At 70.0% G+C, this 19652-nt stretch carries 18 protein-coding genes; 8 read left to right on the forward strand and 10 right to left on the reverse strand.

Annotated features, from left to right (window positions below):
- Positions 1 to 213 precede the first annotated feature (213 nt).
- Positions 214 to 1383, forward strand: a complete 1170-nt coding sequence (locus tag ACIPJI_RS33235) for a trypsin-like serine peptidase (protein WP_402250588.1) — start codon at positions 214 to 216, stop codon at positions 1381 to 1383.
- A 124-nt stretch (positions 1384 to 1507) separates the two neighbouring features.
- Here the strand turns inward: ACIPJI_RS33235 and hflX are convergent, their stop codons facing one another.
- The 6 genes from hflX to miaA all read right to left on the reverse strand — a co-directional run bounded on the left by hflX (position 1508) and on the right by miaA (position 9382).
- Positions 1508 to 2998 (reverse strand): GTPase HflX, encoded by a 1491-nt coding sequence (hflX, locus tag ACIPJI_RS33240; RefSeq protein WP_307708633.1) that lies wholly within the window; start codon positions 2996 to 2998, stop codon positions 1508 to 1510.
- Between the two features lie 159 nt (positions 2999 to 3157).
- Positions 3158 to 4657 carry a M1 family metallopeptidase gene (locus ACIPJI_RS33245; protein WP_402250590.1) on the reverse strand — a complete coding sequence of 500 codons (1500 nt, stop codon included), beginning with the start codon at positions 4655 to 4657 and terminating at the stop codon, positions 3158 to 3160.
- 76 nt (positions 4658 to 4733) lie between these two features.
- Positions 4734 to 6812, reverse strand: a complete 2079-nt coding sequence (locus ACIPJI_RS33250) for an HD domain-containing protein (RefSeq protein ID WP_356621852.1) — start codon at positions 6810 to 6812, stop codon at positions 4734 to 4736.
- Positions 6813 to 6950: 138 nt separating this feature from the next.
- Complete coding sequence (dapF, locus tag ACIPJI_RS33255) at positions 6951 to 7862, reverse strand: diaminopimelate epimerase (protein WP_356621851.1); 912 nt, start codon at positions 7860 to 7862, stop codon at positions 6951 to 6953.
- A 34-nt stretch (positions 7863 to 7896) separates the two neighbouring features.
- Positions 7897 to 8337, reverse strand: a complete 441-nt coding sequence (locus ACIPJI_RS33260) for a hypothetical protein (protein WP_307710509.1) — start codon at positions 8335 to 8337, stop codon at positions 7897 to 7899.
- A gap of 106 nt (positions 8338 to 8443) precedes the next feature.
- Entirely contained in the window at positions 8444 to 9382 is a 939-nt protein-coding gene (miaA, locus tag ACIPJI_RS33265; RefSeq protein ID WP_307708629.1) for a tRNA (adenosine(37)-N6)-dimethylallyltransferase MiaA, read from the reverse strand.
- Between the two features lie 296 nt (positions 9383 to 9678).
- Here miaA and ACIPJI_RS33270 point away from each other — a divergent pair, with 296 nt between their 5' ends.
- On the forward strand, positions 9679 to 9900 hold the full coding sequence (locus tag ACIPJI_RS33270) for a gliding motility protein (protein ID WP_402250592.1): 222 nt from the start codon (positions 9679 to 9681) through the stop codon (positions 9898 to 9900).
- Between the two features lie 25 nt (positions 9901 to 9925).
- A complete protein-coding gene (locus ACIPJI_RS33275) occupies positions 9926 to 10165 on the forward strand; it encodes an antitoxin (protein ID WP_307708627.1) in 240 nt (79 codons plus the stop codon).
- A 95-nt stretch (positions 10166 to 10260) separates the two neighbouring features.
- Here the strand turns inward: ACIPJI_RS33275 and ACIPJI_RS33280 are convergent, their stop codons facing one another.
- Entirely contained in the window at positions 10261 to 10974 is a 714-nt protein-coding gene (locus ACIPJI_RS33280; RefSeq protein ID WP_402250594.1) for a class III extradiol dioxygenase subunit B-like domain-containing protein, read from the reverse strand.
- Between the two features lie 107 nt (positions 10975 to 11081).
- The gene (gene miaB, locus ACIPJI_RS33285; RefSeq protein WP_402250596.1) at positions 11082 to 12569 is read right to left on the reverse strand and encodes a tRNA (N6-isopentenyl adenosine(37)-C2)-methylthiotransferase MiaB; all 1488 of its coding nucleotides are present in this window, start codon (positions 12567 to 12569) and stop codon (positions 11082 to 11084) included.
- 98 nt (positions 12570 to 12667) lie between these two features.
- Here miaB and ACIPJI_RS33290 point away from each other — a divergent pair, with 98 nt between their 5' ends.
- On the forward strand, positions 12668 to 13675 hold the full coding sequence (locus ACIPJI_RS33290; RefSeq protein ID WP_356621846.1) for a TAXI family TRAP transporter solute-binding subunit: 1008 nt from the start codon (positions 12668 to 12670) through the stop codon (positions 13673 to 13675).
- Between the two features lie 48 nt (positions 13676 to 13723).
- Here the strand turns inward: ACIPJI_RS33290 and ACIPJI_RS33295 are convergent, their stop codons facing one another.
- The gene (locus ACIPJI_RS33295; protein ID WP_402250598.1) at positions 13724 to 15121 is read right to left on the reverse strand and encodes a sensor histidine kinase; all 1398 of its coding nucleotides are present in this window, start codon (positions 15119 to 15121) and stop codon (positions 13724 to 13726) included.
- 14 nt (positions 15122 to 15135) lie between these two features.
- A complete protein-coding gene (locus tag ACIPJI_RS33300; RefSeq protein WP_307708622.1) occupies positions 15136 to 15843 on the reverse strand; it encodes a response regulator transcription factor in 708 nt (235 codons plus the stop codon).
- A gap of 301 nt (positions 15844 to 16144) precedes the next feature.
- Between ACIPJI_RS33300 and ACIPJI_RS33305 the strand changes: the two genes are divergently transcribed.
- The 4 genes from ACIPJI_RS33305 (at position 16145) to ACIPJI_RS33320 (ending at position 19494) form a co-directional block, all read left to right on the forward strand.
- Positions 16145 to 16927, forward strand: a complete 783-nt coding sequence (locus ACIPJI_RS33305; protein WP_159686208.1) for an amino acid ABC transporter ATP-binding protein — start codon at positions 16145 to 16147, stop codon at positions 16925 to 16927.
- A gap of 73 nt (positions 16928 to 17000) precedes the next feature.
- Positions 17001 to 17849, forward strand: coding sequence for a glutamate ABC transporter substrate-binding protein (locus tag ACIPJI_RS33310; RefSeq protein ID WP_356621843.1), 849 nt, complete (start codon positions 17001 to 17003; stop codon positions 17847 to 17849).
- A 74-nt stretch (positions 17850 to 17923) separates the two neighbouring features.
- On the forward strand, positions 17924 to 18592 hold the full coding sequence (locus ACIPJI_RS33315) for an amino acid ABC transporter permease (protein ID WP_189474629.1): 669 nt from the start codon (positions 17924 to 17926) through the stop codon (positions 18590 to 18592).
- Complete coding sequence (locus ACIPJI_RS33320; protein ID WP_402250600.1) at positions 18589 to 19494, forward strand: amino acid ABC transporter permease; 906 nt, start codon at positions 18589 to 18591, stop codon at positions 19492 to 19494. The genes ACIPJI_RS33315 and ACIPJI_RS33320 overlap by 4 nt, the downstream gene beginning before the upstream one ends.
- Positions 19495 to 19652 lie beyond the last annotated feature (158 nt).

Here is a 19652-nt window from a genome sequence, read left to right on the forward strand (position 1 = left end):
AGACTCCGTGCAGTTGGGGCTCCCGCCCGGCTGATCGACCGCGCACCGGCCTAGAGTGGTGCCGCACCCCGAGGCGGCCCCGGAGGCCGCCTTTTTCCATGACGCGCTCATGGCAACAGTCCGACACCGCCGCATCGGCGTGCGTCGCGGCACACGGTGCGAGCACTTCCAGCACATGTCGAAGATTCGAAGCATTCAGGGGGAATCGTTTCCATGCGATCCATACGTCCGTTGCTGGCCGCGGCCGGTCTTGTCTCGGCCCTCGCGCTGACGGCGACCGCCTGCGGCCCGAGCGAGGACAACTCGGCCGACAAGCCGGCCGCATCCGGCTCCGCCGCGGACAACGCCGGCGCCGCGCTCCCCGCGGACCTGGCCGACAAGCTCAAGGAGCAGGGTGTCGACCTGGACAAGTGGAAGAACGGCGAGTGGAAGAACTGGGACAAGGACAAGTGGCTGCGTGAGGCCAAGGACTTCGTCAACCCGGTGATCGAGGGCCTGTGGAAGCCCGAGCGGATGACGACGGCCAAGGCACCCGCCAAGACCATGGCGGCCGGTGACATCTCCGGTGACCAGGACGTGACCGACCCGGAGCCGCGCCCCGTACAGGCCGAGCCCGAGAAGAAGCCGTACCACAAGAACGCCGCCCCCGTCGGCAAGGTGTTCTTCGACGCCCCCGAGGGCTCGATGGTCTGTTCCGCGACCGTCGTCAAGGACCCGAAGAACCCCGGGAAGTCCAACATGGTGTGGACCGCGGGCCACTGTGTCCACGCGGGCCGGGCGGGCGGCTGGTACCGCAACATCGCCTTCGTCCCCGCGTACAACGACCAGGGCAGGTCCCCTGCCGCGCTGGAGAGCGCGCAGCCGCACGAGGTCGCGCCGTACGGCGTCTACTGGGCCGACTGGGTCGCGACGTCCGCCGGATGGATCGACGAGGGCGGCCCCACGGGCGGCACGGGCGCTCCGTACGACTACGCCGTGATGCACGTGAAGCCGGAGAAGGGCACCAAGTCCCTCGAGGAGACGGTGGGCGTCGCCCTCGACATCGACTTCGACGCCCCCGAGGCCAAGGACATCAGCGCCATGGGCGCCTGGGGATACCCGGCCGCTCCGCCCTACGACGGCGCCCTCATGCACAAGTGCGTGGACCGGCCCGGACGGCTGTCCATCGCCCCCGGCACGCCGACGATGTGGCGGATCGGCTGCACCATGACGGGTGGTTCCTCCGGTGGCGGCTGGTTCGCGGAGCAGCCCGACGGAAAGCTCGCGCTGGTCTCCAACACCTCGATCGGCCCGGTGACTTCGGGCTGGCTGGCGGGTCCGCGGCTGGACCAGGACGCACAGCAGCTCTACGCGATGATGAGCGAGAAGTTCGCCGGCCAGTAGCGCCGGCAGGGCGGATCCCCCGCGCAGTCAGGGAGACGTCCGCAGTGCACGAAGGCCCGCCCCCCGTCGGGGGGCGGGCCTTCGTGCATGTCCCGGAGCGGTCGTCCGGTGGGTCAGGGCCGGATCAGTGCGCGGCAGGCACGAACGGAGACAGGGCCGCAGCCAGCTCCTCGTGCACCCGCGCCTTCAGCAGGGTGCCTTCCGTGGTGTGTTCCTCGGAGAGCACCTCACCGTCGGCGTGCACCCGCGAGACGAGCCCGCCCTCGGTGTAGGGCACGAGCGCCTCGATCTCGATCTGCGGCCTCGGCAGCTCGTCGTCGATCAGCTGCACCAGCTCGGCCATGCCCGCGCCGGTCCGCGCCGACACCGCGATCGCATGCCGCTCGATGCGCAGCAGCCGCTGCAGCACCAGTGGATCGGCCGCGTCCGCCTTGTTGATCACCACGATCTCGGGCACGTCGACCGCACCCACGTCGCGGATCACCTCGCGCACGGCTGCCAGCTGCTCCTCCGGTGCCGGATGCGAACCGTCGACCACGTGCAGGATCAGGTCGGAGTCCCCGACCTCCTCCATGGTGGAACGGAACGCCTCGACGAGGTGGTGCGGAAGGTGCCGTACGAAGCCGACCGTGTCGGCCAGGGTGTAGCCCCTGCCGCTCGGCGTCTCGGCCCGTCGGACGGTCGGGTCCAGGGTGGCGAACAATGCGTTCTCCACGAGGACACCGGCGCCGGTGAGACGGTTGAGCAGGGACGACTTGCCCGCGTTGGTGTAACCGGCGATCGCGACGGAAGGCACGCGATGACGGCGGCGCTCCTGACGCTTGATGTCACGCCCGGTCTTCATCTCCGCGATCTCACGGCGCATCTTCGCCATCTTCTCGCGGATCCGCCGCCGGTCCGTCTCGATCTTGGTCTCACCGGGACCACGCGTGGCCATGCCGCCACCGCCGCCGCCACCCATCTGCCGGGAGAGCGACTGACCCCAGCCTCGGAGCCTGGGCAGCATGTACTGCATCTGCGCCAGTGCCACCTGCGCCTTGCCCTCTCGGGACTTGGCGTGCTGGGCGAAGATGTCGAGGATCAGGGCGGTACGGTCGACCACCTTGACCTTGACGACGTCTTCGAGCTGGATCAGCTGGCCGGGGCTCAGCTCACCGTCGCAGACGACGGTGTCGGCACCGGACTCGAGGACGATGTCCCGCAGCTCCTGCGCCTTGCCCGAGCCGATGTACGTGGCCGGGTCCGGCTTGTCACGGCGCTGGATGACGCCGTCGAGGACCAGTGCGCCCGCCGTCTCGGCGAGGGCCGCGAGCTCCGCCAGGGAGTTCTCGGCGTCCTGCATCGTCCCGGTGGTCCAGACACCGACCAGCACGACCCGCTCGAGGCGCAGCTGCCGGTACTCGACCTCTGTGACGTCTTCGAGTTCGGTGGAGAGGCCCGCCACACGCCGTAGCGCCGCCCGTTCGGAGCGGTCGAACTGGTCGCCGTCCCGCTCGGTGTCGATCTCGTAGCTCCAGGCGACGTCCTCTTCCATCAGGGCATCGGCCCGAAGGCTCTCGGTGCGCGTGTCAGCCAAGCTCTGCTGTTCCTGGGAAGTGGATGAAGAGGAGGTCATTGGATCCTTACGTCGATGTGGGAGCCCTCCCGCCGGGATGACCGTCGGAGTGCTCGGTTACAGATGACAACGCGTGACGGTCCCGGAAGATTCCCCGTGGGATCCCCGGCCCGGCCGCGCCGCCGACCTGCCGATGGTCGCACGGGGGTACCGGCACCGTCACCCCGATTTCAACGGCCCGCGCACTTGCCCGACCGTCTTTGCCCGGCTGTCCCCCGCGGCATCGCTGCGCCAGTCCGGGTGCCCCGGCATCGGCGGGGTCTTCTTGCCGTACAGCCACGCCTGGAAGAACGCCGACAGGTCACGCCCCGCGACGGTCGAGGCGAGCTGCGTGAAATCTTCCGTGGTTGCGGTGCCGTTCCGGTGCTCCGTGACCCACAGGCGCTCCAGGCGCTCGAACGCGGCTGTGCCGATCTCCTGCCGCAGTGCGTACAGGACCAGCGCGCTGCCGTCGTAGACGACGGGCCGGAAGAGGCTCATCTTCTGGCCGGCGGCGGGGGCGGCGGGCGCCGCGGGCGGTCCGCCGGCGGCGCGCCAGGCGTCGGAGCGCGCATAGGCCTGACGCATCCGGGTCTCCATCGGCTGCTCTGCCTTCTCCTGCGCGTACAGCGCCTCGTACCAGCTCGCGTGTCCCTCGTTCAGCCACAGGTCGGACCAGGTGCGCGGCGAGACGCTGTTGCCGAACCACTGGTGGGCCAGCTCGTGGACCATGATGGAGTCGACGTACCACTCGGGGAAGTCGCCCGAGGTGAACAGGGAGCGCTCGAAGAGCGACAGCGTCTGCGTCTCCAGCTGGAAGCCCGTGTCTGCGTCGGCGACCAGCACGCCGTACGTCTCGAAGGGGTAGCGGCCGACCTTCTCCTCCATCCACTTCAGCTGGTCCGGCGTCTTCTTCAGCCAGCGCTCCAGCTTCTCGCGGTCGGCAGCGGGCACGACGTCGCGCAGGGGAAGGCCGTGCGGGCCCTCCCGCTCGACGACCGCAGAGCGGCCGAGCGATACCTGGGCCAGCTCGGTGGCCATGGGGTGACCGGTGCGGTAGACCCATGAGGCCTGCTCGTCGGTCCACGCACTGGCGACACGACGCCCGTTGGCCACCACCGTGATGTCCCGCGGCGCGGTGACCCGGAACGTGAAGTACGCCTTGTCGGAGGGGTGGTCGTTGGAGGGGAAGACCCTGTGCGCGGCGTCCGCCTGGTTGGCCATCACCAGACCGTCGCCCGTACGCACCCAGCCGCCGGCGTTCTTGGAGCCCCGCGGGTCGCTCGTGTGGGTCACCGTGATCTGCATCCGCGATCCCTCGGGGATGGTCGCGGGCGGATCGATGACGAGGTCCTCGCCGGCCCCGGCGAAGTCGGCCGGGGTGTCGTTCACCATGACCGAGCGGACCTCGCCGTGGGTGAAGTCGAGATTGACGCGGTCGAGCCTCCGGGTCGACCAGGCGTCGATCTTCGTGACGGCGTCGAGGGGCTTGTCGTTACGGCCCTCGTAGGTGAGGGAGATGTCGTACTCGAGAACGTCGTAGCCGGGATTGCCCAGCGCGGGGAAGAGCCGGTCACCGATGCCGAGCGGTTCCGGCGACGGCAGGGTGGCGGCGACAAGGGTGGCCGAGGCAGCGGCCAGCAGGGCGGCACGCAGACGGCGCCGGGGGGTGTGCAGCATGCCCTACCGCTACCAGCGCTCTTCGCACGGACCGTGGCGGCACGCGACACACAGTCACCCACCCACCCGAACGGGGTCAGGCGGTGGCCGCCGGATGCTGGGTGCGGCTGACGTCGTACACCCCCGGCACGTCCCGCATCGCCCGCATGAGAGCCGGAAGTCCGGCCGCGTCGGGCAGTTGGAGTGTGTACGTGTGCCGTACCCGCTGCTCCGTCGGCGGCTCCACCGTGGCCGAGACGATCGCGGCCCCTTCCCCCGCGATGACTTCCGTGAGGTCCGCGAGGAGGCGGGGCCGGCCGAAGGACTCGGCGACCAGGGTGACCCGGCACTCCGCCACGTCACCCCAGCGCACCGGTACCGGCTCACGCCCCCCGTCGGTCATACGGGCCACGGCGGGGCACTCCTGCCGGTGGACGGTGACGGCTCCGCCGCGCACGGGGAAGCCGGTGACCGCGTCCGGCGGCACGGGTGTACAACAGCCGGCGAGCCGGACGGTTGCCTCCGGGAGGTCCACGACGGCGTTCGCGGAGGCCGGCCGGCCGGCGGGGAGCGGGGCGGGGCGGCGGGGAGCGGTGGAGGGCGCCGCGGCCCGCTGCGGATGCGCGTCGAGCCAGCTGGTGATGGCGATGCGGGCGGCAGGGGTGCGGGCGTGGTCGAGCCACTGCGGCGACGGGCCGGAGGCGCTGTCCTGCGCCAGCAGGACATGCACGGTGTCGCCGTCGCCGAGGACCGTACTGAGCGTTGCCAGCCGGCCGTTGACCCGCGCCCCGATGCAGGTGTGCGCCTTCTCGCCGTACTGGGCGTAGGCGGCGTCCACGCAGCTCGCGCCGGCCGGCAGTCCGAGGGCCCGGCCGTCGGCACCGAAGACGGTGATCTCCCTGTCCTGCGCCAGGTCCGCACGCAGCGAGGTCCAGAAGGTGTCCGGGTCCGGCGTGGACTCCTGCCACTCCAGCAGCCGGGAGAGCCAGCCGGGTCTGGTCGGGTCGGCCCGCTCACCCTCCGCAGGCTCGGCACCCTCCACCGGTACGTACGGGTTGCCCAGTGCGACCACACCCGCCTCTGCGACCTTGTGCATCTGGTGCGTGCGGATGAGGACTTCGGCGACCGCCCCGTCGGGACCCGCGACGGCGGTGTGCAGGGACTGGTACAGGTTGAACTTGGGAGCCGCGATGAAGTCCTTGAACTCCGAGATCACCGGCGTGAAGCAGGTGTGCAGTTCGCCGAGGACGGCATAGCAGTCGGCGTCCTCCCCGACGAGGATCAGCAGCCGGCCGAAGTCCGTGCTGCGCAGCTGCGACCGCTTCAGGCAGACCCGGTGGACGGACACGAAGTGCCGCGGTCTGATGAGCACTTCGGCGCTGATGCCGGCTTCACGCAGCGCGGCACGGAAGTCGTCCGCGATGGCGGCGAGCGCGGTGCACGCGGTGGAGTTCTCGGCGATCAGCGCCCGGGTCCGCTCGTACTCCTCGGGGTGCAGGATCGCGAAGACCAGGTCTTCCAGTTCCGTCTTGAGGGCCTGCACACCGAGCCGTTCGGCGAGCGGGATCAGCACGTCGCGGGTGACCTTGGCGATGCGCGCCTGTTTCTCCGGCCGCATCACCCCGAGGGTGCGCATGTTGTGCAGCCGGTCGGCGAGTTTGATCGACATCACCCGGACGTCGTTGCCCGTCGCGACGAGCATCTTGCGGAAGGTCTCCGGCTCGGCCGCGGCGCCGTAGTCGACCTTCTCCAGTTTGGTGACGCCGTCGACGAGGTAACCGACCTCGGCCCCGAACTCCGATCTCACCTGATCGAGTGTCACATCCGTGTCCTCGACCGTGTCGTGGAGCAGAGAAGCGGTCAGCGTCGTTGTCTCCGCGCCCAGTTCGGCCAGGATCAGGGTCACCGCGAGCGGGTGGGTGATGTAGGGATCGCCGCTCTTGCGGAACTGCCCGCGGTGGGAGGACTCCGCCAGTACGTACGCCTTGTGCAGTGTGGCGAGGTCGGCGTCGGGGTAGTGGGCCCGGTGGGCGTCCACGACATGGCCGATCGCGTCGGGGAGCCGGTCGCGGCCCGTGGGGCCCAGCAGAGCGGCGCGGCCCAGCCTGCGCAGGTCGATCCTGGGACGGCCGCGCCTGCGGCTGTGGGCACCTGGGTTGGTGGCCTCTGCGCTCATGGGCACCTCCGGCAGCTTCGACCGGCGGTACGGAGAGCTGGCGTGCCTCCGGGCCGGTGCTTGATGCTACCGAGCCCACCACGTGGCGCAGTCCAGCTCTCGCCCAGCGTGAAACGGATCACCCATTCGAGCGAAGCCCTAGGAGGTCACGGTTTCGAGGAGAACGGGGTCGATCACGCCCTCGGCGACGATGACAGCGGCGCCGGTCATCTCGATCTCCCCGTCGGGCCGCTCGGTGATACGGAGCCGGCCACCGGGCAGATCGACCGTGTAGGTGACGGGAGCGCCGGTGGCGGCCGGATCCAGACCGTCGCGGCGCGCGGCGGCCACGGCGACGGCGCAGGCGCCGGTGCCGCACGAGCGGGTCTCGCCGGAGCCGCGCTCGTGGACCCGCATCGCCACATGACGCTCACCGCGGTCGACGACGAACTCCACATTGACGCCGTCGGGGTAGACCGACGCGGGGGTGAACGGAGGCACTGTCAGCAGGTCGCCCGCATGGTCCAGCTCCTCGACGAAGGCGACCGCGTGCGGGTTGCCCATGTTCACGTTCCTCGCCGGCCAGCTGCGGCCGCCGACGGACACGGTGACGCCGTCCTCGGGCAGCACGGCCCGGCCCATGGAGACCGTGATGTCGCCGGCGCCGCCGCTCCCGGGCACCGCCTTGGCGAGGTGGACCTTCTTGATCCCGCCACGGGTCGCCACGGACACGTCGCCGGCGTCGACGTGGCCCGCGTGCTGGAGATACCGGGCGAAGACCCGGACGCCGTTGCCGCACATCTCCGCGATCGAGCCGTCCGCGTTGCGATAGTCCATGAACCACTCGGCCTCGCCGGCCATGTCCCGCGCCTCCGGGTGGGCGGCCGAGCGCACCACGCGCAGCAGCCCGTCACCGCCGATACCGGCCCGGCGGTCGCACAGCCGGGCGACGGCGGCCGGGGGCAGGTCCACGGCGTTGTCGGGGTCGGGGACGATCACGAAGTCGTTCTCGGTCCCGTGACCCTTGAGGAAAGGGAGGGGTGACGTCTGCGAGGTGCTCACATGCTCCATCGTACGAGGACGGTCCGACAGCGGTCGGCGCCGGTCACCTCAGCCGTGCCACACGCCACACGGCGAGTGCGACGAGCACCGCGGCGACGCCCACGTACAGGGCGATCACACGCCAGTCGGGGCGCTCGCCCGAACCGCGCGACGGCAGGCCCGGCCAGGTGTGGCCGACACGGCGCGCCGCCATCACGCCCCAGCCGGCGGCGCAGCAGCTGAGCAGCAACCCGAGCATGGCCACGACCGCTCCCCCGTCGCCCGTACCGAAGGCGAGCGGGAAGGCGAACATCAGCGAGCCGACGGCGGCGAGAACGACGATGGGGGCGAGCTGCCAGATCCTGAGCCGCCGCTGCGGACGCAGCTCGACCTCGACCTCGTCGGCGAGCACATCCTGCTCGTCGGGCCCGTCCGGGCTGAGACCGGACGCGCCGTCCGCCGCATCCCGTCGTTGCTGTTCCGTGTCGCGAGGGCCGGCCTCCATCGCCACGCGCCCTCCCAACTCGGACTCAACTGTCGATCGATGCTCGATGATGGCACGCTCCCAGGGGCCGGAATGACGGCCGGAGCGTCCCGATGCCATCACGTGATCAGGCTGTGACCGCTCGTTCGATCAACGCCAGCGCGCGGTGCGGAAGTTCCGTCCTGTCGGCGGCGGCACCGCTCAGCCAGTGCACCCTCGGGTCGCGCCGGAACCACGAGTCCTGGCGGCGCGCGAAGCGCTTCGTGGCGCGCACGGTCTCGTCGCGTGCCTCCTGTTCGCTGCATTCTCCGGCGAGAGCCGTCAGCACCTGCTGGTAGCCGAGCGCCCGCGAGGCCGTGCGTCCCTCCCTGAGCCCCTGCGCCTCGAGTGCGCGCACCTCGTCGACGAGGCCGGCCTCCCACATCCGGTCCACACGTACGGCGATGCGCTCGTCGAGCTCGGGCCGTGCGACGTCGACGCCGATCTGCACGGTGTCGTAGACGGCGTCGTGGCCGGGCAGGTTGGCCGTGAAGGGCTTGCCGGTGATCTCGATGACCTCGAGGGCCCTGACGATCCGGCGGCCGTTGCTCGGGAGGATCGCCCGGCCCGCCTCCGGGTCGGCGGCGGCCAGCCTGGCGTGCAGGGCGCCGGGTCCGCGCACCGTCAGCTCCTCCTCCAGACGCGCCCGCACCTTCGGGTCGGTGCCCGGGAACTCGAGGGCGTCGATCGCGCCGCGCACATAGAGCCCGGAGCCTCCGACGAGTACCGGGGTGCGCCCCTCGGCGAGCAGCCGGTCGATCTCCGCCCTCGCCAACCTCTGGTACTCGGCGACGCTCGCGGCCTGGGTGACGTCCCAGATGTCGAGGAGCCGATGCGGCACCCCGCCGCGCTCTTCGGTCGTCAGCTTGGCGGTGCCGATGTCCATCCCCCGGTAGAGCTGCATGGAGTCCGCGTTGACGACCTCGCCGTTCAGTTGCCGGGCGAGAAACACCCCCAGATCGGACTTTCCGGCTGCGGTGGGACCGACGACGGCGATGACCCGCGGGGCGGGAGCTGCACTTCTCACCGCCCCAGTCTCGCAAACCCTGGCGCGTGTCCCCGAACGAGCGAGGTGACGGCGGCGACTCGGGGTCGTTGCCTGTTGCGAGGTTCCGAACGCCGGTTTCCGGACCGGCGTCCGCGCGTGACGCAAGACGGCGCTCCGGGCGGCGCGGAACTTCGCCCGCACGAGTAGGGTATGGAGTAGATATGGGTGTTTTCTCATGGTTTCGCGGTAAGCCCACAGCAGCCGAGGAGGCGTCGGCACCGGAGGCAGCTGCCGGAACTCCCGCCGAGGAGTCCGAGGAGTCAGGGCGGTCCGAGGTGAGCGACTGCACGGCCGAGGCCCCGGCTGCGGCGGAGCAGGCGGAAGAGGCGGCGCCTGCCGCCGGAGCCGTCGAGGCCACCGGATCAACCGATGCCGCCGCCGAACCCGCGGTACCTCCCCTCGACGGAGACACCGCGGCCGAGGCAGTGGAGATCCCGAGGCAGCAATCGGCCGGGGAGGCGGCGGACAGCGAGGCCGGCGAAGGCGCCCGCAAGTAGCAGCCGCGACGAGGGAAGGTGCCCCATGGGCTTCCTGGACAACCTGAAGACCAAGCTCGGCCCCGCGAAGGACAAGGTGTCCGGCCTTGCCCAGCAGCACGAGGGCAGGATCGGGCAGACGCTGGAGAAAGCTGCCAAGAAGGTCGACGACAAGACCAAGGGCAAGTACAGCAACAAGATCGAGACGGGTACCGGGAAGGCGAAGCAGGCCCTCGGCCGCATCGCGCACAAGGACGACGGCGGGACGCCACCGCCGGCGGCCTGAGGGTCACCGGAGCGGTTCGGCGGAGGGCGGCGGTGGAGCAAGGCTCCACCGCCGCCCTCCCGCGTCCGGAGATCTTTTCCCGCTGAGCCCCAGGCTCAGGCCTGTGACCAGGCCGCTACGAAGTACCCGACACCGTACGGATCACTCTCATGGAGCAGCCGGCCCGTGAGCCCGGCGCCCTGTGCGGCTCCGGCGAGGACCTGCCACGGGGCGCGGCCCGACACCCTGAGCTCGCGGGCCAGCGACTCGTCGAGCGCTCTGAGCCCTTCGATGTCGGCCGCGCCGAGCGCGTCGGCGGCCCGCCGGTCGAAGTCCGCGGCCCGCTCGTCGAGGTAGCCGGGCGCTTTGAGCGTGCGGCAGGCACTGCCGTCGCCCATCACCAGAAGCGCGACCCGTCCGGCGCGGGCGGCGAGTTCTTTCCCGGCCGTCATGCACCGGTGCCCGTCGAGGGGTTCGCCGACCCCGAGGCCTTCGACCGGAGCGGCCGCCCAGTCGCCGCGGGCGAGAAGCCAGGCGCCGACAGCCAGTGAAGGCGGCAGCGTCCGTTCCTGCCGGGGGCCGTCGCCGAGCCGGACGTCCAGTTCCACGCCGAACTCCCGGAAGGAGCCGGTGGTGCCCGCGGCGTGCGGTCCGCGCCGATCGTGCTCCGCGGGTCCGACCGCGATCAGCAGGTCCGGTTCCGCCGCGGCGAGAACGGCCACGGCGTCGGCACACGCGGCGCGAGTCGCGTCCAGTTCGGACGCGGCCCCGGAGGCGACCTCGGGCACGAGGAGCGGCGGGCACGGACACACGGCGGCGGCTACGAGCATGATCCGCAGCCTAGTCGGCGGGCTGCGTGAGTCGGGCACCTGCCGGGCCCAGGCGGCCGGACCGTCCCAGGCCGTCGCCCGGCGGGGCCGACCCCCTGCGGCGTTCGTCAGCCTGCCGCGCAACCGCCCGTCACCGGCGGCAGCGGCGCCGGGACGCCCAGCGAGGGCAGGCCCAGCATCACACCGGCCGGCTTCGCGGCCTCGGCACCGTTGCGCTTCTCCCACGCGTCTCCCGCGCGGGTGCGGCGCACGGATGTCACCGCGCCCTCCGCCAGGAGGTGGTGCGGGGCGGCGTAGGTGATCTCGACGGTGACCACGTCGCCGGGGCGCACCTCGGCGTCCGGCTTCGTGAAGTGGACGAGGCGGTTGTCGGGGGCCCGGCCGGAGAGCCGGTGGGTGGCCCCGTCCTTGCGGCCCTCGCCTTCGGCGACCATCACCTCGAGCATGCGGCCGACCTGCTTCTTGTTCTCCTCCCAGGAGATCTCCTCCTGGAGGGCGACCAGACGCATGTACCGCTCCTGGACGACCTCCTTGGGGATCTGCCCGTCCATGGTCGCGGCCGGGGTCCCGGGGCGCTTGGAGTACTGGAACGTGAAGGCGTTGGCGAAGCGGGCCTCGCGCACGGTGTGCATGGTCTGCTCGAAGTCCTCCTCGGTCTCGCCGGGGAAGCCCACGATGATGTCGGTGGAGATGGCGGCGTGCGGAATGGCCGCGCGCACCTTCTCGATGATCCCGAGGAAGCGCTCCTGCCGGTACGAGCGGCGCATCGCCTTGAGGATCGTGTCCGATCCCGACTGCAGCGGCATGTGCAACTGCGGCATCACGTTCGGCGTCTCGGCCATGGCGGCGATCACGTCGTCCGTGAAGTCGCGCGGGTGGGGCGAGGTGAACCGGACCCGCTCGAGTCCTTCGATGTTCCCGCAGGCGCGCAGCAGCTTGCTGAAGGCCTCACGGTCGCCGATGTCGGACCCGTACGCGTTGACGTTCTGGCCGAGCAGGGTGATCTCGCTGACGCCCTCCGCGACGAGTGCCTCGATCTCGGCGAGGATGTCGCCGGGCCGGCGGTCCTTCTCCTTGCCGCGCAGCGCGGGCACGATGCAGAAGGTGCAGGTGTTGTTGCAGCCGACGGAGATCGAGACCCACGCCGCGTACGCCGACTCACGGCGCGTCGGCAGGGTGGAGGGGAACGCCTCGAGCGATTCCGCGATCTCGACCTGTGCCTCTTCCTGGACACGGGCGCGCTCGAGGAGCACCGGAAGCTTTCCGATGTTGTGCGTACCGAAGACGACGTCGACCCACGGCGCCTTGGTGACGATGGTGTCGCGGTCCTTCTGCGCCAGGCAGCCGCCCACGGCGATCTGCATCCCGGGGCGCCGCGACTTCATCGGGGCGAGCCGGCCGAGATTGCCGTAGAGCTTGTTGTCCGCGTTCTCCCGCACCGCGCAGGTGTTGAAGACGACGACATCGGCGTCACCGTCGGCGCCTTCGGGCGCGCGTACGTATCCCGCGTCCTCCAGCAGGCCTGACAGCCGCTCGGAGTCGTGGACGTTCATCTGGCACCCGTAGGTGCGCACCTCGTAAGTTTTCGCACTCATCGCGCCCACCAGGGTACGGGGTCGCACCGACAGTGCGACCCCTCCTCCGGCAAGGCCGGGCCTGGCCATCACAAGGAGTGAGCTGGCAGGATCGCGCCATGCTCCCGGCTCTTCCCGTCCTCTCCCGCCTCGGCCGCCGCCGCGCTCTTCAGGGCGCCGCCGCTGCCCTGGTGGTCCTCGGGCTGCTGCTGTGGTGGCTGCTGCCGTTCGGCCAGTCGTCGCCGAGCGGGAAGCTGACGCTGAGCACCGGGTCGCACAGCGGTGTCTACCAGCGCTACGGCGTGCTGCTGAAGGACGCGCTGGCCCGCGACATGCCCCACGTCGCGATAGACCTGCGCACCAGCGAGGGGTCTCAGCAGAACCTCGAGCGGGTGGCGTCCGGGGAGGCCGACTTCACCATCGCCACCGCCGACGCCGTCGCGAAGTACAAGCGGGAAGGGCTGGCGGGCGCCGCCCGGCTGCGGGGCTGCGCCCGGCTGTACGACGACTACGTCCAGCTCGTGGTGCCCCGGGACTCGCCGGTCAGGTCGGTGGCCGACCTGCGCGGCAAAGTGGTCGGCGTCGGGCAGGACGGCTCGGGCATCCGGCTGGTCGCCGACCGGCTGATGAAGGCCGCCGGGATCGATCCCGCGCAGGACATCACCGCACTCCCGTCGGGCATCAACGTGGCTCCGGGCCAGTTGGAGAAGGGCCGCATCGACGCGTTCTTCTGGTCCGGCGGGCTGCCCACCAACACGGTGCAGAAGCTGTCGGAGCGCTTCCCGGTCCGGCTGGTCGCGCTGGAGCCGGAACTGGTCTCGAAGCTCCACGCGTCGGGCGATACGACCAGCTACTACCGCTCCGCCGTGATGCCTGCCGACGCCTACCCGCAGGCCCAGGGCGGACTGCCCGTCGAGACCGTCGCGGTGGCCAACCTGCTGGTCACCACGGACCGGATGAGCGCGGCGCAGACGGAGGGCTTCACCCGCACGGTGATCAGGAGCCGGGACCGCATCGGCAACACCGTGCACCCCGCCCAGCTGGTCGACCTGCGGACGGCCGTCTACACGGACCCGCTGCCCCTGCACGAAGGCGCGCGGCGCTACTACCGCTCGGTCAAGCCGTAGCAGCGACGCCGGGACCCGCCCGCTTCCAGCGGTCCCCACCCGGTGGTCTCAGGCGTCCTTCGCGTGGGTCCGCGGCAGCGTGAGCGTCACCTCCAGGCCGTGGGGTTCGTGGTGCGCGTACGCGATGGACCCGCCGCCGGCCGTCAGCAGCGCCCTCGAGATGGACAGGCCGAGGCCGGAGCCTTTCACGTTCTGGTGACGGCCGCTGCGCCAGAAGCGGTCACCGATCCGGGAGAGCTCCTCGTCGGTCAGGCCCGGGCCGCGGTCGGTGATCACGATGGTCGACGTGTTGCCCTGCGCCGCGACCTCGACGGTGACCTGCTCGCCCTGCGGGGTGAACTTCAGGGCGTTGTCGATCACCGCATCCAGTGCGCTGGAGAGCGCCACCGGGTCCGCCCAGGCGGTGACCGCGGCCGGCTCGTAGGACAGCGCCACTCGCTTCTCGTCGGCGAGCGGCCGCCAGGCGGCGACCCGCTCGGTGGTCAGCTCGCCGATGTCGGTGAGCTGGAGCTCCGCGGAGGCGTGCTCGGCGAGCGCCAGGTCCAGCAGGTCGTCGAGGACCTGGGCGAGGCGTTTGCCCTCGGTGCGGACGGAGGCGATCTCGGCGTTCCCCTCGGGGAGTTCGAGGGCGAGCAGTTCGATGCGCAGCAGAAGGGCGGCGAGCGGGTTGCGCAGCTGGTGGGACGCGTCCGCGACGAAGGCCCGCTGCTGTTCGAGGACTTCCTCGACGTTGTCGGCCATCTCGTTGAACGAGCGCGCCAGCCGTCTGAGTTCCGGCGGCCCCCCGGCGGCAGCGACCCGCGAGTTCATCCGGCCGGTCGCGATGTCGTGGGTGGCGGCGTCCAGGATCCGTACGGGCCGCAGCACCCACCCGGTCAGCCGGAAGGCCGCGCCGACGGCGACGAGCATCGCGGCGGACTCGCCGGCGGCGATCAGCAGCCAGCCGCGCAGGACCCGCGAGCGCAGCTGGTCGGTGGGCGAGTCGGTGAACACGACGGCGACGACGTCCCCGTCCCGTACGACGGGCGAGGCGACGACGAGCCGTTCGCCGCGCTGCCAGGGCCACACCTGCGGCGGGTCGTCGCTGCGCCGGCCGGTGAGCGCCTCCTGGAACGCCTCGCGGCCCTCGCCCTCGCCCGGCACGTACCAGTCGTGGGGTGCGCGGGCCATGGAGTCACCACTGCGGTAGAAGACGCCCGCCTTGATCCCGTACGTGTCGTGGTACCGGTCGAGCTGCTCCTGCAGCGTGGAGCGGCGCTCGTCCCGGGTGGAGCCCTGGTCGGTGACGAACTGGGCCAGCGCCGCGAAACGCACGGTGTCGTCGATCCGGTCGACGACGACGCCCTGCTGCTGCGCCGCCGCAACGCTCACCGCCAGCGGAAAGCCGAGCGCCAGCAGCACACCGGCCATGAGCACGATGAGGAGCGGAAGGAGTCGGGTACGCACCGGAGCGAGGGACCTTACGCCCCGGCGGGCGCGACGAGCCGGTAGCCGACACCCCGCACGGTCTCGATCAGGGCCGGCATCCGGAGCTTCGAGCGCAGCGACGCCACATGCACCTCGAGCGTGCGGCCGGTGCCCTCCCAGCTGGTCCGCCACACCTCGCTGATGATCTGCTCACGCCGGAAGACCACTCCCGGGCGCTGGGCGAGCAGCGCCAGCAGGTCGAACTCCTTGCGCGTGAGCTGCACGTCAGCCCCGTCGACGCTGACCCTGCGGGTGGGCAGCTCGATGGTGACCGGCCCGAGCCGCAGCGCCTCGTCGGAGGCGGGCGCACCGGCGTCGTCACCGGCGGTGGTGCGCCGGCTGACCGCGTGGATCCGGGCGAGCAGCTCCCCCGTGTCGTACGGCTTGACCACATAGTCGTCGGCGCCGAGGTTGAGTCCGTGGATGCGGGAGCGGACGTCCGAGCGCGCGGTCACCATGATCACGGGCGTGGACGTGAGCTTCCTGATCTTGCCGCAGACCTGGTATCCGTCCTGATCGGGCAGGCCGAGGTCCAGGAGGACGACCCCGAAGGGCGGCTTGGCCGGGTCGGTGGCGGGCAGGACGGCGCGAAGGGCTTCCTCGCCGTTGCGGGCGTGGACCACCTCGAAGCCGTGCCTGGCGAGCACCGCCGACAGGGCGGCGGCGACATGGTCGTCGTCCTCGACGAGCAGCAGCCTCATGGCCCCCCTCCGGTCGTGTGGTGTTCGTGGCGCGGTCGTGCGGTGTTGGTCGTGCGGTGTTGTACGAATGGTTCGCGACACACCACAGGGCATCAACGCGGATGTCACGGCGCACAGTCAAGAGGCTTCCGGGCGCCGAACGGTTCCGTTATCCACCCGGTATCGCAGTGGACCACCCTGTTCACACATAGTGTCCGGATGAGGCCGGATCGTTATGCTCAATTTCCCCTCAGATGTAATGACGCTGGTCGCAGTGGGTGACTAGGGTCCTCCCAACCGAGGAGGACGGAGCAAGAAGCCGATGAGCGGAGTGTCAGTGACCAAGGACGCCGAGGACGCGGTGCCCACGGCCGATCTGGTCGTGCTGAGCAACGTGAACAAGCACTTCGGCGCGCTGCATGTGCTCCAGGACATCGACCTGACCATCGCCAGGGGCGAGGTCGTGGTCGTCATCGGACCCTCCGGGTCCGGAAAGTCCACGCTGTGCCGCACCATCAACCGCCTGGAGACGATCGACTCCGGCGCGATCTCGATCGACGGCAAGCCGCTGCCGCACGAGGGCAAGGAGCTCGCCCGGCTGCGCGCCGACGTGGGCATGGTCTTCCAGTCGTTCAACCTCTTCGCGCACAAGACCGTGCTGGAGAACGTGACGCTGGGCCAGATCAAGGTACGCAAGGCCGACAAGAAGGCGGCGGAGACCAAGGCCCGGGCCCTGCTGGACCGCGTGGGCGTCGGTGCGCAGGCCGACAAGTACCCGGCGCAGCTCTCCGGTGGCCAGCAGCAGCGTGTGGCGATCGCGCGTGCGCTGGCGATGGACCCGAAGGTGATGCTCTTCGACGAGCCGACGTCGGCGCTCGACCCCGAGATGATCAACGAGGTTCTCGAGGTCATGCAGCAGCTGGCACGTGACGGGATGACAATGGTGGTCGTCACTCATGAGATGGGCTTCGCCCGTTCGGCCGCGAACCGGGTCGTGTTCATGGCCGACGGCAAGATCGTGGAAGAGGCATCGCCCGAGGAATTCTTCAGCAACCCGCGCAGCGACCGGGCCAAGGACTTCCTGTCGAAGATCCTTCACCACTGAGTCCTGGATCAGCTGATCCAGCACATCGCGTCTGTTTCCAATACCTCGCGTCAACTCTAGGGAAGTCACCATCATGAAGCTTCGTAAGGTCACCGCCGCTTCGGCCACCGTCCTCGCGCTCGCCCTGTCGGCCACGGCCTGCGGCTCCGACAGCGGCAAGGAGAGCGGCAGCGGCTCCGGCGAGGGCGGCGGCAAGAAGATCACGGTTGGCATCAAGTACGACCAGCCGGGCCTCGGCCTGAAGACCCCTGACGGCAAGTTCACCGGCTTCGACGTCGACGTCGCCACGTACGTCGCCAAGGAGCTCGGCTACGACGAGGGTGACATCGAGTTCAAGGAGACGAAGAGCGCCGACCGCGAGACCGCGCTTGCCCGCGGCGACGTGGACTTCATCGCCGCCACGTACTCGATCACCGACGAGCGCAAGCAGAAGGTCGACTTCGCCGGCCCGTACCTGCTCGCGCACCAGGACCTGCTGATCCGCGCCGACGACAACATCGCCAAGGGCGACGACCTCAACGGCAAGAAGCTCTGCTCGGTCACCGGTTCCACGTCCGCGCAGAACGTGAAGAAGGACTTCGCGAAGGACGCCCAGCTGAAGCAGTACGGCACGTACTCCCAGTGCCTCAGCGCCCTCCAGAGCGGCCAGGTCGACGCGCTGACCACGGACGACTCGATCCTCGCGGGCTACGCCTCGCAGGAGCAGTACAAGGGCAAGTTCAAGCTCGCCGGCCTCAAGCTGAGCAACGAGAACTACGGCATCGGCGTCAAGAAGGGCGACAAGGAGATGGTCGACAAGATCAACGCCGCCCTCGAGAAGATGGTCAAGGACAAGGCCTGGGACGAGGCCGTGAAGGCCAACTTCGGCCCGGCCAACTACAAGAACGAGCCCGCCCCGAAGATCGGCAACATCGTCAAGTGAAGCAGGGCTGACGTGGCGCGCCGCCGCTGACGGCGGCGCGCCGGGCCCTCCCACACGCGGAAGCGCGGGAGATCGTGTTCGACTTTCTTGAAGGTTACGACTTGCTCGGGGCGTTCTGGATGACGGTGAAGCTCACCGTCCTCTCCGGAATCGGCTCCCTGGTGCTCGGCACCGTCCTCGCAGGGATGCGAGTGAGCCCGGTGCCCTTGATGCGCGGATTCGGCACGGTCTACGTGAACGTGGTCCGGAACATCCCTCTGACCGTGATCATCGTCTTCTCGTCCGTCGGTCTCGCCGATGTCTTCGGCATGACCCTGGGCGCGGCGGACGACTTCGACGCACTGGCGTTCCGGCTGGCGATCCTCGGACTCTCCGCCTACACCGCGGCCTTCGTCTGCGAAGCCGTACGCTCCGGCATCAACACGGTGCCGGTCGGCCAGGCGGAGGCGGCACGCGCCATCGGGCTGAGCTTCACCCAGGTCCTGATGACCATCGTGCTTCCGCAGGCCTTCCGCTCGGTCATCGCCCCGCTGACCAATGTGCTGATCGCCCTCACCAAGAACACCACGGTCGCGGCGGCCATCGGTGTGGCGGAAGCGGCTCTGCTGATGAAGGAGATGATCGAGAACGAGGCACAGCTCTTCCTCATCACGGCAGTCTTCGCCTTCGGCTTCGTGGTTCTGACCCTTCCCACCGGACTCATCCTCGGCTGGGTCGGCAAGCGCATGGCGGTGAAGCGATGACGTCCGTCCTCTACGACGCCCCCGGGCCCCGCGCCAAGCGTCGCAACATCATCTACACGATCGTCTTCCTCGTCCTGCTGGTGCTGGGCATCTGGTGGGCCATGGGCGAGATGTCCGACAAGGGACAGCTCGAGTGGTCGCTGTGGAAGCCGTTCACCGAGTCCGAGGCCTGGACGACCTACCTGCTACCCGGACTCGGCAACACGATGAAGGCCGCGGCGCTCGCGATGATCATCGCCCTGCCGCTTGGTGCGATCTTCGGCATCGCCCGGCTCTCCGACCACCGCTGGATCAGGGTTCCGGCCGGTGTCGTCGTGGAGTTCTTCCGCGCCATCCCGGTCCTGATCCTGATGTTCTTCGCGAACGAGCTCTACGCGGGCTTCGACGGCATCAGCAGTGAAGTCCGCCCGCTGTACGCCGTGGTCACCGGTCTCGTGCTCTACAACGCGTCGGTCCTCGCAGAGGTCGTACGCGCAGGCATCCTGTCGCTGCCCAAGGGGCAGTCGGAGGCCGCGAAGGCGATCGGCCTGCGCAAGGGCCAGACGATGACGAACGTGCTGCTGCCGCAGTCCGTCACCGCGATGCTGCCCGCCCTGGTCAGCCAGCTCGTCGTCATCGTCAAGGACACCGCGCTCGGCGGCGCTCTGCTTGCCTACACCGAGCTGCTCAGCGCCCAGGGCACGCTGGCCGCGAACTACGCGAACACCATCCCGAGCTTCATCGTCGTCGCGTTGATCTTCATCATCGTCAACCTGATCCTCACCACGTTCGCGTCATGGCTCGAGGGCAGGCTGCGGCGGGGCAAGAGGAGCACCGGTGCGGTACTGACCGCACCCGGCGGCGCGGAGGAGCCCGTCGCCGAGCCCGGCCTCGGCAAGACCGATGACGGACGCGGCGCCTGACGGTTCATCGGATGTTCGACCGCTGAGGGGCGGTGGCCTGCGGGCCACCGCCCCTCGCCGCGTCCCGGTGGCGCTTGACGCAGGCACCGGCAGTGGGTTGCATACGTTCTGTGATCGCGCACCGGGCTCCAACCGCACTTCTCCGCACGACCCTACGG

This window comes from Streptomyces sp. NPDC086835, assembly GCF_044745705.1.
Taxonomy (GTDB): domain Bacteria; phylum Actinomycetota; class Actinomycetes; order Streptomycetales; family Streptomycetaceae; genus Streptomyces.